At 66.1% G+C, this 16,386-nt stretch carries 8 protein-coding genes and 2 pseudogenes; 6 read left to right on the top strand and 4 right to left on the bottom strand.

All coding sequences use genetic code 11. From position 1 onward, the window contains the following. Positions 1-116 precede the first annotated feature (116 nt). Positions 117-1,235 (top strand): allantoicase, encoded by a 1,119-nt coding sequence (alc, locus tag GFH49_RS35935; RefSeq protein WP_155060249.1) that lies wholly within the window; start codon positions 117-119, stop codon positions 1,233-1,235. A 185-nt stretch (positions 1,236-1,420) separates the two neighbouring features. On the opposite strand, the gene GFH49_RS35930 is transcribed toward alc, so the two are convergent. After that, on the bottom strand, positions 1,421-2,164 hold the full coding sequence (locus GFH49_RS35930) for an SDR family oxidoreductase (RefSeq protein ID WP_155060248.1): 744 nt from the start codon (positions 2,162-2,164) through the stop codon (positions 1,421-1,423). Positions 2,165-2,300: 136 nt separating this feature from the next. Here GFH49_RS35930 and GFH49_RS35925 point away from each other — a divergent pair, with 136 nt between their 5' ends. From GFH49_RS35925 to GFH49_RS40835, 3 genes and pseudogenes are all read left to right on the top strand, one after another. Further along, positions 2,301-3,113: an AIM24 family protein gene (locus GFH49_RS35925; RefSeq protein WP_155060247.1), complete on the top strand. Its 813-nt coding sequence runs from the start codon at positions 2,301-2,303 to the stop codon at positions 3,111-3,113. 74 nt (positions 3,114-3,187) lie between these two features. After that, positions 3,188-3,820, top strand: coding sequence for a dihydrofolate reductase family protein (locus GFH49_RS35920; protein ID WP_155060246.1), 633 nt, complete (start codon positions 3,188-3,190; stop codon positions 3,818-3,820). Between the two features lie 57 nt (positions 3,821-3,877). Further along, a pseudogene (locus tag GFH49_RS40835) lies at positions 3,878-4,000 on the top strand (ribonuclease); the annotation flags it as partial. Between the two features lie 47 nt (positions 4,001-4,047). Here the strand turns inward: GFH49_RS40835 and GFH49_RS35910 are convergent. Together GFH49_RS35910 and GFH49_RS39600 are read right to left on the bottom strand one after the other, a co-directional pair. Continuing rightward, a pseudogene (locus GFH49_RS35910) lies at positions 4,048-4,961 on the bottom strand (ISAzo13-like element transposase-related protein); the annotation flags it as partial. Next, the gene (locus tag GFH49_RS39600) at positions 4,933-5,178 is read right to left on the bottom strand and encodes a hypothetical protein (protein WP_196218244.1); all 246 of its coding nucleotides are present in this window, start codon (positions 5,176-5,178) and stop codon (positions 4,933-4,935) included. The gene GFH49_RS39600 and the pseudogene GFH49_RS35910, both read right to left, overlap by 29 nt. 71 nt (positions 5,179-5,249) lie before the next feature. Here GFH49_RS39600 and GFH49_RS35900 point away from each other — a divergent pair, with 71 nt between their 5' ends. Both GFH49_RS35900 and GFH49_RS35895 read left to right on the top strand, forming a co-directional pair. Next, positions 5,250-6,875, top strand: a complete 1,626-nt coding sequence (locus tag GFH49_RS35900; RefSeq protein ID WP_155060245.1) for a (2,3-dihydroxybenzoyl)adenylate synthase — start codon at positions 5,250-5,252, stop codon at positions 6,873-6,875. 4 nt (positions 6,876-6,879) lie between these two features. Beyond that, on the top strand, positions 6,880-8,100 hold the full coding sequence (locus GFH49_RS35895) for an FAD-dependent oxidoreductase (protein WP_155060244.1): 1,221 nt from the start codon (positions 6,880-6,882) through the stop codon (positions 8,098-8,100). A gap of 72 nt (positions 8,101-8,172) precedes the next feature. Here GFH49_RS35895 and GFH49_RS35890 read toward each other — a convergent pair whose 3' ends face one another. Further along, positions 8,173-16,374: a non-ribosomal peptide synthetase gene (locus tag GFH49_RS35890; protein ID WP_230396691.1), complete on the bottom strand. Its 8,202-nt coding sequence runs from the start codon at positions 16,372-16,374 to the stop codon at positions 8,173-8,175. Positions 16,375-16,386 lie beyond the last annotated feature (12 nt).

Genomic DNA, 16,386 nt, shown 5'->3' with positions numbered 1-16,386 from the left:
CGCAACGGCCACTCCCGGCCCCGCACCCGCGGCGGCCGACCACCGACCCCGCACCCGCAACGGCCGACTCCCGAGAGGCAGACCGTGTGACGGCCGACTCCCGAAAGGCAGACCGTGTGACGGCGATTCCGAGTTTCACCGGCGACGCGAACCCGTACGGGGGCGGTGACCCGTACGCGGACTACCGCACCGCCGACTTCCCCTTCACCCAGTACGCCAACCTCGCCGACCGGCAGCTCGGCGCCGGTGTCATCGCCGCCAACGACGAGTTCTTCGCCCAGCGCGAGAACCTGCTGGTGCCCGAGCGCGCCGAGTTCGACCCCGAGCACTTCGGGCACAAGGGCAAGATCATGGACGGCTGGGAGACCCGCCGACGCCGCGGCGCCTCGGCCGACCACCCCTGGCCCACGGCCGACGACCACGACTGGGCGCTGGTCCGGCTCGGCGTGCCCGGAGTGATCCGCGGGATCGTCGTCGACACGGCCCACTTCCGCGGCAACTACCCGCAGGCGGTGTCGGTCGAGGGTGCCTCGGCGGCGGGTTCCCCGTCGCCCGAGGAACTGCTGGGCGACGACGTGAAGTGGACGACGCTGGTACCGCGTACCGCGGTGGGCGGCCACGCGGCGAACGGCTTCGAGGTCTGTGTCGAACAGCGCTTCACCCACCTCCGCGTCAACCAGCACCCCGACGGCGGCATCGCCCGCCTGCGCGTGTACGGCGAGGCCGTCCCGGACCCGGCATGGCTTTCGGTCCTGGGCACCTTCGACGTGGTCGCCCTGGAGCACGGCGGGCAGGTCGAGGACGCCTCCAACCTCTTCTACTCACCGGCCACCAACACCATCCAGCCGGGCCGCTCCCGCAAGATGGACGACGGCTGGGAGACCCGCCGCCGCCGTGACCAGGGCAACGACTGGATCAGCTACCGGCTGGCGGCCCAGTCCCAGATCCGCGCGATCGAGATCGACACGGCGTACCTGAAGGGCAACAGCGCCGGCTGGGCATCGGTGTCGGTGAAGGACGGCGAGACCGGCGAGTGGACGGAAGTCGTCCCACGCACCCGCCTCCAGCCCGACACCAACCACCGGTTTGTCCTGCCGACCCCGTCCGTCGCCACCCACGCGCGCGTGGACATCTTCCCGGACGGCGGCATCTCCCGCCTCCGCCTGTACGGCTCCCTGACACAACTGGGCGCGACGGCCCTGGCGGCGCGACACCAGGAACTGGGGGGCTTGTGACGCAGGTGCGCACGTCCGGCCTGTATGGGGGGCCTCAGGCACATCCAGCCCGTCCGGCGTTTGAGGACGAGGCCGCAGGCCGATCGGGGGTCCAGGGGGCGGAGCCCCTTGGCGGGGTCGAAGGGGCGGAGCCCCTTCAGGATGGGACGGGTAGGGGCGGCGGGGGCGAGATCAGCGTGCCGGCATCACGCCGCATGCCCCCCGTCCACCGCGAACTCCGCGCCCGTGACGTACGCCGCCCCCGCCAGATGCGCCACCACCCCCGCCACCTCCTCCACCGTCCCGAACCGCCCGAGCGCGGTCATCGCGGCCTGCCCGCCCGCCCGAGGCCCGTCCCCCGGGTTCATGTCCGTGTCGATGGGCCCGGGGTGGACGATGTTCGCCGTGATCCCGCGCGCCCCCAGTTCCCGCGCGAGCGCCCTCGTCATCCCGACCAGCGCCGACTTGCTCATGGCGTAGAGCGTCCCGCCCGGCCCGGGCACCCGCTGGGTCATGCACGTGCCGATCGTGATGATCCGCCCGCCCGCCGACATCCGCGCGGCGGCGGCCTGGGAGGCGAGGAACACCCCGCGCACGTTCACTGCGAGCACCCGGTCGACGTCGCTGACCGAGAAGCTCTCCAGTGGCCCCAGCAGGCCGACGCCCACGTTGTTCACCAGGACATCCAGACCGCCCAGCGCCTCCGCCGTACGCGTCACCGCCCCGGCCGCCTCCTGCGCGTCCGCGGAGTCCGCGCGCAGGGCCACCGCCCGTCGCCCGAGCGCCGCGACGGCCCGTACGACGTCCTCGGCCGCATCCTTGCCGTTCACATACGTGACGGCCACGTCCGCGCCGTCGCGTGCCAGCCGGAGTGCCGTCGCCGCACCGATGCCGCGGCTCCCGCCGGTCACCAGGGCCACCTTGCCGTTGAGCGTTCCGTAAGAAGTCATGCACCCATCCCAGCGGTCGCCGCCCCGCGGCGCTGGCGGCCAACGGACGTCGGCGTCGCCGGTCGGAGGACACGTCGTTCCACCCGGTCGGACGTACCACCGGAACTCTTGATTCCACTTCCTGCGTTCTCGTGGTGTGACACTTCACCAAGAGATCGTCGGCAACGCCATGCAGATGGCGGTCGTGAGCCTGCGGCCCGGCCAGACCGTGTACTGCGAGGCCGGTAAGTTCCTGTTCAAGACCGTGAACGTGACCATGGAGACCCGTCTGACGGGCCCCTCGAACGGTCAGCAAGCCCAAACCGGCTCGGGCGGCGGCATGGGCGGCATGCTGCGCCAGGCCATGGGCACCGCCATGCAGGTCGGCCAGCGCGTCCTCGCGGGCGAGTCGATCGCGTTCCAGTACTTCACCTCCCAGGGCGGCGAGGGCACCGTCGGCTTCGCCGGCGTGCTCCCGGGCGAGATGCGCGCGCTCGAACTCGACGGCACGCGCGCGTGGTTCGCCGAGAAGGACGCCTTCGTCGCCGCCGAGTCCACCGTCGACTTCGGTATCGCCTTCCAGGGCGGCAGGACCGGCATGAAGGGCGGTGAGGGCTTCGTTCTGGAGAAGTTCACCGGTCACGGCACGGTGATCATCGCCGGCGCCGGCAACTTCATCGACCTCGACCCGGCCGACTTCGGCGGCCGTATCGAGGTCGACACCGGCTGCGTCGTCGCCTTCGAGGAGGGCATCCGGTACGGCGTCCAGCGTGTCGGCGGCCTGAGCCGCCAGGGCGTGATGAACGCCGTCTTCGGCGGCGAGGGACTGTCCCTGGCGACCCTGGAGGGCAACGGCCGCGTCATCCTCCAGTCGCTCACCATCGAAAGCCTTGCCAACGCTCTGAAGAAGGCGCAGGGCGGCGACAAGCAGGGGCCCACGGGCGGGCTCTTCTCGACCCACGCGGGCTGAACCGATGAGTTGCGGGTGCCGGTGGGGTCTGAACTGATGACAGCAGACCCCGCCACAGAGAGAAGGCACCCGCCATGGGCAAGCTCGTCTCGCAGATCTTCGTCAGCCTCGACGGCGTCTACCAGGCACCGGGCGGCCCGCAGGAGGACACCCGGGGCGGCTTCGAGCAGGGCGGCTGGACCGTTCCCTTCGCCGACGAGGACTTCGGCCGGTTCGTCACCGAGGTCTTCGGCAGTGTCGAGGCGTTCCTCCTCGGCCGCCGTACCTACGACATCTTCGCCGGCTACTGGCCGAAGGTGACCGACCCGTCCGACCCCGTCGCCGCCAAGCTGAACGCCCTGCCGAAGTACGTCGTCTCGTCCACCCTCACCGACCCCGAGTGGTCCGGCACCACCGTGATCGGCGGCGACCTGGCCAAGGAGGTCACCGACCTCAAGGAGCGCATCGACGGCGAGATCCAGGTCCACGGCAGCGGCGCGCTCCTGCAGTCCCTGTTCGCCCTCGACCTCGTCGACACCGTCCACCTGCTGACCTTCCCGGTCGTGCTGGGCGCCGGCTTCCGTCTCTTCCCCGAGGGCGCGGTGCCGACGGCCTTCCGGCACAGCGGCGGGCGGATCACCTCGACGGGCGTCTCCATCCAGTCGTACGACCTCGCGGGTCGCCCGGAATACGGCTCGTACGAACTGCCCGAGAACGCCGTGGGTTGACATTGGCATGCCACTGTCTACGCGCGCCATCACGTAGCCACGAGATTCCCCCCACGAATCACCCGCGTCGGCGCCGCAGCCGCCGTCCTGTCCGCCCTCCTCGTCGGCAGCATCTGCTACAGCGACCTGCCCTCCCAGGCGCACGACACGCTCGACCTGATCGAGCAGGGCGGTCCGTTCGTGGGGAGTCTCATCCTGGGAACTGCCGCCTAAGGGCTTGCAGATCATCAACATGCCGTCTTGGTCTTGCTGTTGGGGTCGATGCTCAGGGCGATGACTCGGGCATGGAGGGTTGCGAGGGCAGCAGGTGGGTGGTCGCCGGTGGGACGCTTTTGGCGTGCGCATCGAGCAGTCTCCTGATCTTCAGCAGGGTGCGGTGCATGGCGGTGCGGCTGCTGCCGAAGAGCACAGCGAGGGGTTCCGCGGCCAGTGCGACCCGCAGGTGAAGGACGGCCGCCAGGACCTGGTCGGGGAAGGCGAGCCGGGGCGGGCGTCCGCGCTTGACGTCGCCGTCGAGGGCCAAAGTGTCGGTGAGATCGCTCAGTTGCTGCCGGGACATACCGGTCAGGGCGGGGGCGGACAGGAGAGCGTGCTCCCACTCCGGGGCCGGCTTCTGCGGAGTCCGGGGTGCTGGGATGTCAGGGCACGGCTGGGGATGCACGGCATAGTTCCAGTCGCCATGGAAGGCGTGTCGGGTCAGCGGCAGGGACGCCATCTCCGCGTCGCCGATCTGGACTCCGGTGGGGTAGACGTCGGTGTCCAGCTCGGCCATGACACGTAGTCCGGTCGGTGTGCCCGGCGGCAGGTGGCAGACGGTGATCGTCAGTCCTGTTTCGGCAGCGAGCCGGGCAAGTCCGAGCTTTTAGGCCCGGGTGCGGTAGCCGTTCGAGCCGCCCGCGTCGGCGGTGATGAGCAGTCGCGTCGCCTGCGGGTAGGCGGCCCGGCCCTGGCCGGACCACCAGCGGCGGATCGATTCCACCGCGAACGCGGCGGAGTCGTGATCGGTGCCCACGGTGACCCAGCCGGTGTTCGCGGCCAGATCGTAGATCCCGTACGAGACGGCCTTGCCCAGCTGAGGGTCGGCGAAGTCATGGACGTTCACCGGCACCGGGTCAGCCGCAGGCCGCCACTGGCGGCCGTTGCCGTGCGCAACAGCGAACCGTCGCGAATTCCGCGCGTCGCGTCGGTACGGCGCGCGCGATCACCGCGTATTCCTGCGGAATCAGCGTATCGAGGGGTACGTCGCTGGTCCGCTCGTCGACCTCGACGTCTTCGGATAGCAGCGCCGCGATCCCGGTTCGGCCGGTCACGTGATTGATCGGCACTGTGCGCGTCCCCTGGCGGACCGGATCCAGCATCGCCGATCATGGAAATGTTAGGGTAGCCTACCCTATCCGGGCTGGGAGGCAGCTCCTCGAAGGGAAACCAATTGAGCATCGAACCGCTGGCCCTTGACGGGGTCGTTCCGTTTCCGTCGGAGACCGCAGCCAAGTACGTCGCCGAGGGGTACTGGCGCGATCAGACGCTGCCGGAGCTGCTGTTCGCCACCGCGGAGCGCTGTCCCGACAAACTCGCTGTCATCGACCGCAAAGCCGAGTTGAGCTATGCACAGCTCACGGACGAGGTCCTGCGCCTCGCTGCCGGCCTGCAGGATCTGGGGCTGAGCCGTGGCGACCGGGTGGTGGTACACCTGCCCAACATCTATGAGTACATTGCCTTCGTCTTCGCCTTGTGGGAGCTCGGGGCGGTTCCCGTCGTCGCTCCCATCGCGCACCGTCGTGCCGAGATCGAGCACTTCATCGAGATCGCCGAGGCGCGCGCCTACATCACAGTCGCCTCGGACAGCGGCACCGATCTCGCTGCGATGGCTGCCGGCCTGAAGCAGCGATGGCTCCATCTGGAGCACACCGTAGTACTCGAACGTGATGGCGGCGGCGCTGAGTACAAGGCGTTGCAGTCGAAAGGATCGCTTGAGCACGCGCGACGGTGCAGCCCGCAGGACGTCGCTCTGTTGCAGATGTCAGGCGGCACGACGGGCGTTCCGAAGCTGATGCCGCATACTCACCAGACGTACGGCTACGCACTGCGGCGAAGCGTTGGGGAACGGGGCATCACCGAGCGCACCGTTCATATGCTGGTCATACCGATCTGCCACAGTATGTCGACGCGTTCGCCCGGATTTCTCGGTGCGTTCAGCGTGGGCGCCACCATTGTGGTCGCACCGAACGGCAGCCCCGATGCGGCGTTCCCGCTGATCGAGAAGCACGGGGTGACCCGCGTTTCGCTGGTACCTCCGATCCTGCTGGCCTGGCTGAACTCCTCGCTCCGCACGTCCTATGACATCTCCAGCTTGCAGGTGCTCATGTGCGGCGGCGCGAAGCTGAGCGAATCAGTGGCGGGTCGGGTCGAGCCGGAGTTCGGCGTGCAACTGTCGCAGAGCTTCGGGATGGGAGAGGGCCTCGTCGTCAGCAATCCTGCCGACGTCGATCGGGCCACCAGCGTGCGATACCAGGGCCGGCCGGCCTCAGCGGCTGACGAGATCCAGGTCATCGATGACGAGGGCAACGAAGTGCCACCCGGTGCACCCGGTCACTTGCTGACCCGAGGACCGTCGGTGATTCGCGGGTACTACCGCAACCCCGAGCAGAATGCGCTGGCGTTCACCAGCGATGGTTTCTACCGCACTGGTGACATCGTCGAGCGGGACGAGCGCGGATTCATCAGAGTCGTGGGACGGTCGAAGGACCAGATCAACCGGGGCGGCGAGAAGATCGCGCCCGAGGAGCTGGAGAACGCGCTGCTCGGTCATGCCGGCGTCCACAATGTCTCCGTCGTCGGCGTCGATGACGAGGTTCTCGGCGAACGTGTCAAGGCGTACCTGATTCCCCGGACGCCGGAGAGCGCGGCCGAGCTCACCTTGGGCAAACTGCGCCAGTTCCTGCGCGACAAGGGTCTCGCCACGTTCAAGCTCCCCGATGTCGTGGAGGTCGTCGACGAGTTCCCGTACACCGCGGTCGGCAAGGTCAGCAAGCGTCTGCAGCGCGAGCAGAACTAGACGCATGTCGAACGAGACCACACGTGTCCTCGTCGTGGGCGCGGGCCCCGTCGGAATGGTCTGCGCGCTGGCACTGAATCGGCGCGGTATCCCGGTGACCGTTCTTGAGTCTGAGCCGGCACCGGTACAGGATCAGCGCGCGGCAACCATCCATCCGAGCACACTGGAGATGCTCGACGACCTGGGCATAACCGAGAAGATCCGGGCGCACAGTCTGCTTTCGAGCACCTATCGCTTCCACGACCGGCCGACCGGAGACGTCGTCGCGGAGTTCGATCTCGGCCGGCTCAAGGACGAGTTCCGGTTCCCGTACGTAATGCAGTACGAGCAGTACAAGCTGACCGCTTCGATCGCCGAGGAATACGCCAACGAATCCGACTTCGACGTACGGTTCTCCCACACGCTGACCGGTCTGACCGAAACCGCAAGCGGCATCGAGGTGGAGTACACCTCACCTGCCGGCACAGAACGTATGCCGGCGGCCTACGTCGTCGGCTGTGACGGTGGCCGATCGACGGTTCGCAAGCTCGCCGGCATCGAATTCGAAGGATTCACCTATCCGGAGCGGTTCATCAAGATCGCGACCAGCTTCGACCTCAAGACCGTCAAGCCGGATCTGGTGTTCCGCAACTACTTCTCCGACCCCAGCGAGTGGGCCAACGTGTTCAAGGTGCGCGGAGAATCGCCCGAGGGGCTCTGGCGAGTGATCCTGCCGATCGGCCACGACGAGGACGACGCCACCGCGTTGTCGCCGGCGCGCGTCGAGCAGCGGCTGCAGAAGTTCCTCCCGAAGACCGGCACGTACGACGTCGAGTACCGCAACGTCTACGGAGTCAATCAGCGCGTGGCCGCGACCTTCCGTCAGGGGCGCATCCTGCTCGCCGGCGACAGCGCGCACGTCAACAACCCGATCGGCGGCATGGGCATGAACGGCGGCATCCATGACGCCGTCAACCTGACGGAGAAGCTCGCGAAGGTGATCGCCGGTGAGGCCGGCGACGGCCTGCTCGACCTTTACAGTCGCCAGCGTCGCCATGCGGCGGTGAACTATGTGCAGGCCCAGACGATCGCCAACAAACGGCTGTTGGAAGAGCGCGACCCCGAGGTGCGTCGGCACAACCTCAACGAATTGCGCCGCACCGCCGAGAAGTTCGACACCGCGCGCGCCTACATGCGCCGCGCGGCCCTGTTCGACAGCCTGCAAGACGCTGCCGCCATCACCTGAGGAACTCGATCTCGGGTTCGCCGAGTCTGGTGCAGCACAACGCGCCGTACTGCACCAGACAACGAAATCCACTCAGCGGACCAACAAGTTCGTCAGCAGTGGGCCCCATTTCAGTAGACCGGAACCGGGCTCAAGGATGGACTGATGGTCTTCGTCTTCAGCGACGAAGAACGAGAAGTTGGTCAAGTGACTGTCCCATCCCAGCGCATCCTCGCGGCCCAGCTCCGCCACTCGGGGCGCGTGAGTCGCGGATGACGCGATCACGAGCGTCTCGATGTCGAGACTGCCCCGCGTCGGCGCAGACGTCAGGACATCACAACGACGGCCGGCCGTCTCGACAGCCTTGAGTTGCTTTGCGTCGGCGAGCAACTCGTTGAACGCTTCCTCGCCGAAGGCTTTCAGCATTTCGTCACGCATCGACTCGGCAGATCCCGGTCGCACGACGAGTTCCGTCGAGTTTTCTGAACCGGCAGGCATGGCATCCACGATCACCAGGGGGCCGACGCGTTCCCCTCGGGAGAGAAGCTGGCGTGCCACGGCGAACATGATGTGTGCGCCGTACGACCAACCCAGCAGTTCGTACGGTCCGGCCGGCTGCAGCCCCTGGATGACGTCGGCATAGGTCGAGGCGAGGGCGTCGAGGTCATCGAACTCGATCTCCAGGCCGATGATCGCCGGATCATCGATCCCGACCAGCCCGACCCCGTCCGGGAGGTATCCCGACAATTCCGAGTACATGGACGCGGCGCCGAACTTCGGGTGCGCGCAGAACAGAGTGCGGCCGTTCAGGGACTGAGTGAAGCGGGTCGCGATCGCGGTGATGCCGACCTCGGGATCGGCGCCCGGCTGCGTCTTCTTGTCGACCACCGCACTCAGTTCGCCGATCGTGGAAGCGGTGATGACGTCCCGCATCGCTATGTTCACGGGGAACGCGCGATTCATCTGCGACGCAAGCCGCATTGCCGCGAGGGAATGCCCGCCCAGCCGGAAGAAGTCGTTTGCGGCACCCAGGACCAGTCCCTCGTCGAGGTCGAGCACAGCACGGAAGATCGCGGCCACCGCCAGCTCCGTCTCCGACTCGAGTGCCCGGCCCGCGCTGACACCGGACGCGGCCACGTCAGCCGCAGGCAACGCTCGGCGATCCAGCTTGCCGGTCGGGGTGAGGGGGAAGGACTCCACCGGGACAAGGGCTGCCGGGACCATGTAGTCAGGCAAGTACCTGGCCAGATGGTTGCGCAACGGCTCACTGATGTCGAGGTCCGCGGTCGTGCTGTAGTAGGCAGCCAGTTGTAGCCCCGTGGCATGCTCGAAGGCGACCACTTCGGCGCGCGTTACCTCGGGAAACTCTTGCACCACGTCCCGGATCTCGTCCGGTTCGATGCGATAACCGCGAATCTTGATCTGCTCGTCGGCGCGACCGAGGTAATCGATCATCCCGGCTTCGTTCCACCGGGCGAGATCTCCGGTGCGATACATGCGTTCCGCTGGTTCCCACGGGCAGGCGACAAAACGTTCGGCGGTCAGCGCGGACTGGCCCCAGTATCCGCGCGCGGTTCCTTCGCCTGCCAGGTAGAGCTCCCCGGCGACACCGGGTAGGGCAGGTTGCAGGTTCTCGTCGAGGATGTAGGCCCGGGTGTTGAAGATCGGCGTCCCGACACTTGAGTTGGTGCTGTCGGCCAGGTCGGCGCCGAGGGCGTTGATGGTGTACTCGGTAGGTCCGTAAAGGTTGTACGACTCGACTCCGGGGGCGCCGCGCAGCTGTTGCCAGAGCCGGTCGGAGACGGCCTCGCCACCGAGGGAGACGAAGACGACACCGGGCGCATCGGAAGACACGGACCGGCCGGCCGGCCTGTCTCGCTCCAGCAACCCTTCTTCGACCAGCAGTTGCCCGTAGGACGGGGTCACATCGAACCCGTCCATGCGCACCTCGTCATAGTGAGCCAGCAGCCGCTGATGGTCGCGTCGCATCTCCTCGTCGATGACGTGAACCTCGTGCCCGTTCAGGAGCCAGAACAGTTGCTCCCACGAGGCATCAAAGGAGAAGGACGTCGTGTGCGCGATCTTCAACCGGCGCCCGCGCTGGTGGTCCACCACCCGATCGAAGATCTTCTCGACGTGGTTGAAGTACATATTCGTCAGTCCGCGGTAGCCGACGGCAACTCCCTTGGGCCGTCCGGTGGTTCCCGAGGTGAAGATGATGTACGCGAGGTTGTCGAGCGAGACCTGCCCGCCTCGTTCCGCTGCCGTGACCGGAACCGCAGCAATCTGCGCGAGGCGATCCACCGTCGTTGCGGAATCCAGGTTGATCACCTTGCCGACGGTGCCGGCGAGCCGATCCACGTCGCGGTCGGTCACCAGAGTGACGGTCGGTTCAGCGACCTCAAGCATGTAGCCGATCCGTTCGTCCGGCAATTCACTGTCCACCGGGACGTAGGCAGCTCCAATGGCGAACACCGCAAACATCGCGATGACCGTGCGCTCGTCGCGCGGCAGCAGCAATGCGACCCGATGCTCTGGGCACACTCCCTCTTCAAGGAGCAGGCGGGCGTAGCGGTTCACCTCAGCGAAGAACTCCGCAAAGGTGAACCGACGATCGCCGGCGACAAGCGCCGTCTCCGATCCGGACAGCCGCACCTGCCGGTGCAGCAACTCGGCGACCGTGACCGGTTCGATGTCGCGGATGAGATCAGCGGCGATACCCGTATGCGGGGCAGTCTCGTCCGGCAACAGGGCGGACAACGTACCAACGGGCTCGTCAAGCCGGCGAGTAAGAGAGACGAGCACCTGGACGTAGCGCTTGAGCAACAGCTCCGCGGCCGGGGCATCGAAAACGTCCCGGCGGTAGGACAGGCGCACGTGCACGGTCGCCGCTCCGTCGCGTTCTTCTGGGTCGACCGCGAACGTCACCGGGTAGTGTGTCGCGTCATCGACCTTTGCGTCGACGACCTGCAACCCGGCTGTGTCCTGCCCCGCAGCCTTGCCGAGCGGCACGTTCTGCACCACGAACAGCGTGTCGAACAGAACAGGAACGCCTGCATTGGTCTGGATCTGTGTCAGAGCGGCTTGCGGATAGTCGATGACGAGCAGCTGCTCGGACTGGACCTGGGCGAGCAGCCGCCGATTCGTTTTGAACGGGGACAGACTCACCCGCATCGGGACCGTGTTGAACAGCAGCCCGATGATTCGGTCAGCGTCGGGCAACGACGGCGGCCGACCGGAAACCGTGTTACCGAATACGACGTCGTTGCTGCCGGTGAGCCGACTGAGCGCGATCCCCCAGGCGGTCTGCAGCAAGGTACCCACCGTGACCTTGGCGTCTCGTGCAGCACCGAACACCATCGCGGCCTCTGCCGGGCTGAGATCGAGGTGAAGTTCACCGGTCTCGCTCTGTGCATCACCGAGGTCGACGAAGTCAGGGCACAGCAACGTCGGACCAGCCAGTTCCGCGAGGTAGCCGTCCCAGGCGCGATAGGCGGTAGCGGGATCCTGGTCGTCGACCCAGTCCAGGTAGGAGCGGAAAGACGCCGGTCGCACGCGATCGACGTATCCGTCATCGGCGTAGACGCTGAGGATTTCGGCGAACAGCGCGTTGATGGACCAGCCATCCAGCAGGATGTGTTCGAAACTCATGACCAATGTCCACGCTTGGTGGCCGTGTTCGAGCAGTGTGAATCGGATCAGAGGCGGGACTTCGAAGTCGAACGGCTCACCTCGCTCGGCCGCCAGGAACTGCTCCACATCGACCCCGCGGCCACCCCACTCGTCCAATTGGATGACCCGTACCGGGACTTCGACACCGGACGGGATCACCTGTACGTCCCCGGGAGGGACGAACGCTGCCTGGAGATTGGGGTACCTCTCCATCGCACTGGCGATGGAGGTCGCCATCCGCTCGGGGTCGAGATCTCCCGCAATCTGTCGCGTGATCTGCGAGACGTAGGTGTTGTGGTCGTCGGATTCCCGGGACCGCAGTAGGTGATAGAACAATCCGCGCTGCAAGGGGGCAAGCGGAAGGATCTGGGCGTCGTGCCCGTAGCGGGCTCGGATGGATTCTTCTTCGCCGGGCGTCAACGTGACCCGGTCAGCGCGACGCAGAGTGAATGCCTCTCGACGCTCGCGGCCGGGGGCAGGGACTCCGGCTCCGGCAATCTCTTCAGTGATGGCGGTGGCCAGTGCCTCGGTGTTGACATCAACGGTGTCCGCCGATTCCACCCAGACGCGGACGACGCAATCGTCGGGCTCACGACCCGCGATGAGGACATGGATGTCGAGTCCATCCTCTGGTACGCCGACACCCGCAGCAGGCTTGGTGATCAGCTCCGCGTGGCTGCGGAACACACCTACACGGATCCGTGGGATCGGAAGGTCGTCGAAGAAGCGGCTGAACCGGGGGTGTCCGGCCAGCGAGGCATATTCGGCCGCTCGTTCCGGGCTCAGTCCGATGACATGACCATCATCAAGCAGCACGGGGAAGCTACGCGTCATCAGGGGACCGTCGGACTCATGGAACTCCACGAGCAGATCACCTTCAGCGATCTCGGCCAAGGCCTTGGCCACGGCCGCCAGCACAACGGACCGAAGAGAGGTTTCGTCCGCGGCGGGAGCCGCTCGTCCAGCCGTGACACTTGATGCTTCCGAAGCCACCGAGTCGCCTCGCTGCCGCAGCACGGTGGCGGTCGCATCAGCGAGCTGATCTACCCAGTCCTCCCAGAACGGATCGTCAAGGACAGCCGCCAATTCGTCGTCCGTGTATCCAGACGCGGCCCGAGTGGACGTGACGACGACCATCGGGATTTTTGCCTGATATGCGGTGACCAGCTCGGCGAGCTTCTCCCTGACCGCATCCAGCATCTCAGGATTGCCGGTCTCGGCGACCAGTTCACCGGTGCCGCTGTCGCGGATCGCCAATCGCAAGGCGAGGCTTGCTCCCGACAGGGCGTGACTGACGTGGTCGATCGCCGCCCGCCAGAGCGGAGCCACGCTGATGTCGAAGTCTTCAAGCGGCAGCTGGAAGCGGCGGATGTCACCGACGTTGTTGTCAGCTTTGGTCCGGCCCTCGTCGCCGGCACGAACGATCTGGGCGAGTTGCTTGACCGTCAAATCCGGGTGCTGGGATCCAAGCACAAGGAAGCGCGCTGTGTTCCGCAACAATCGTGACGTGGTTTCCGCCGAGAACAACTCGCGGGCCGCGTTCAGATTCATTCCGAATGCGCCGCTGTCAAGTCTTTCGATACTCGACACGAGATCGAACAGCGCAGGCTGAGCTGCCAGCGGGCCATCCGCAGTGGTCGAGGCGTAGTTGGTGAGCGGCGGCGCCGCCGCACCCGGATCTCCACCGCGATCCACGTAGGCGGCCATCACCTGGAAAAGCGGACTGATCCCGACCTGCCGCGGCGGGTTCACCGCCTCGACGACGTGCTCGAACGGAACGAGCTTGTGGTCAGCAGCTTCGAGCATGCGATCGCGGCAACGGAGCAGCGTCTGCGCGAACCCGGTTTCAGCGTCGATATCGGCGCGCACCACGACGGTGTTCACGAAGTACCCGATGAGGTCCTGCAACTCGGGCTGGTCGCGCAAACTGGCCGGGGTGCCAATTGGTACCGTATCGTCGGCACCGTCGTTCCAGAGCGCCAACGAAAATGCCGCAATCAACGCCTGCAGCGGTGTTGCCTTGTGCTCGACCAGGAATTCGTCGACCGTGGCTGTCTCATCGCCGGTGAGGGACGTGGTGGCAGGTCGTATGGTTCGTTCTTCGGATCCGTCGCGTGGTTGGTCGAGGGGTAGGACGGTTTCCGGCGGGAGATCTGACAGCATGTCCTGCCAGTACCGCAGGTCCGCTTGATAGCGAGACTCCGGATCTCTCCGGCTGCCCAGCACATGTCGCTGCCAGACCGCGAAGTCGGCATACTGGATCGACAAGGGCGCGACCTCGGTGGAATTTCCGGCAGCCGCTTCGAGATAGAACTGGTTCAGCTCGTGAACAAGGATCCCAAAGGAATCCGCATCAGTAACTATGTGATGCCCGTAAGCTACCAGCACATCGCCATCGGAATGGCGCAACAAATGAAACTTCAGCCCGAACTCGGAGGTGAAGTCAAGTGGCATTGCGGCAACCTGAGCGATCTTGTCGCTGAGCAGCTCAGGACCGACGTGTTCGACCTCCACGACCTTGGTGTCGTCGTCGTGTTCCGCGCAGATGACCTGGCGGAGCGATGAGGTCTCCTCGTCCGGCACGAGGATCGTACGCAAGATCTCGTGACGAGCGACCACCCGGCGTACCGCCGTTGCCAAAGCATCCAGATCGAGCCGCACGCCTGCTTGCAGCACGATTTCAGTCCGATAGATCGGACGCCCTGCGATCTGCTCTGTGAACCAGAGTGCTTGCTGTCCGTATGAGACTGGTAGTGGGGTTGGGCGTGGTAGGTCGCCGATTCGTGTGCTGGATGTCTCGGTGGTAGTGGTGGTGGTGTCGGCGATTCGGGCGAGTTCGCTGATGCGGGGGTGGTCGAAGACATCGCGCAGGGTGAGTGCGGCGCCGAGCAGTGCGTTGGCGCGTGCGACGACTCGTGTGGCGAGCAGTGAGTGTCCGCCCAGGCGGAAGAAGTCGCTGTCCACGCCGAGATCGGTGTTGTTGTCGAGGTGTAGTACGTCGCGGAAGATGCCGGCGAGGGTGATCTCGGTGTTGGTTTGCGGTGGTCGGCCATCGGCTGCACCCGCACCGAGGTCTGGTTGCGGCAATGCGTGGCGATCGAGCTTTCCGTTGGCGGTGACGGGGAATCGGTCCAGGTGTGTGAACGTTGTGGGGACCATGTAGTCCGGCAGCGATCGTGTCAGGTGCTGGCGGAGTGCGTCGAACGGCACTGTGTCCGTGGTGCTGGTCGTGGTGCTGGCCGTGGTGCTGGCCGTGGTGCTGGCCGTGGTGCTGGTCGTGGTGATGTATGCGGCGAGGTATTTTCCGCCGGCGGGATGGTCCAAGGCGGTGATGGCGGCACCCGATACTGCTGGGTGTTGTTCGAGGACGGCGCGGATTTCGCCGGGTTCGATTCGGTGGCCGCGTATTTTCACCTGGTCGTCGCTGCGGCCGAGGTATTCCAACTGGCCCTGGGAGTTCCATCGCACGACGTCGCCGGTGCGATACAGGCGCGCGCCGTTGTCACTGAACGGATCAGCCACGAATCGGTCGGCGGTCAGGCCCGGGCGGGCGGCGTATCCGTCGGCGAGTTGCACTCCACCCAGGTAGAGCTCTCCTGCGACACCGGCCGGTACCGGGCGCAGCCACGCGTCAAGGACGTGTGCTGTGGTGTTCGCGACCGGTGCACCGATGGGGGTGTTGTCGGTGTGGGTGATGGTGGCCGTTGTGCCGTCGCCGGTGACTTCGGTCGAGCCGTAGAAGTTGTGCAGTATTGCTTGTGGTGCGGTCGTTCGCATGGTGGTCGCGGTGCCTGGGGTGAGTGCTTCACCGGAGGAAACCCAAGACCGGATGGTGGTCAGCGCTGTGGGTGCGTCGTTGTGGCGGACGACGATGTCGGCCAGGCTGGGCACGGTCAGCAGATGTGTGACGCGGTGCCGGGCGATTGTGTCGAGCAGGCCGGCTGGATCTTGCGCAATTTCTGCGGGTACGACCACGATTCGGGCACCGGCGATCATCGGCCCGAACAGCTCGGTCACGGCATCGACAAAACCCACGCCACTTTTCGAGAGCGCCACGTCGTCTGGTTTGTAGTCCAGTACTTGCTGACCCCATGCGAGGCGGTTCACCAGGCCACGGTGCGAAACGGTGACGCCCTTCGGGTTGCCTGTCGTTCCTGATGTGAAGATCACGACAGCTGCGTCGAGGTCGCTCAGCGGCCGCGTCAGAGCAGGGGCGGTTTCCTGGCCGGTGGCCAGGTGCTGCTGTACTTCGTGGTCATCGATCCGCAGTGCTGGTGCGCGATGTTCACCCAGTACGTGTTGATGTGTTTCTGTGGTGTGTTGATCGGTGATGACCAGCGCAGGTGCCGCGTCGTCGAGGATGTGTCTGACGCGTTCTGCGGGGTATCCCGGGTCGATCGGCACGTAGGCCGCTCCCGCGCGGATCACTGCGGTAAGCGCTACTACCAGGTCGACCGAGCGTGTCATGGCGATCGCGGCCCGGTCCCCGACCCGCACGCCCTCATCGATCAGGAGGTGGGCGAGAGCGTTGACCCGTGCATCGAACTGGCTGTAAGTGAGTTCGGTGCCGTCGTCGGCGACGACCGCGACCGCGTCCGGATCGGCCGCGACCCGGCGGCGCACCAGTGCATCCAC

The organism is Streptomyces blattellae, from assembly GCF_009709555.1.
Lineage (GTDB): Bacteria > Actinomycetota > Actinomycetes > Streptomycetales > Streptomycetaceae > Streptomyces > Streptomyces blattellae.
This window is presented reverse-complemented; position numbering and strand designations above follow the sequence as displayed.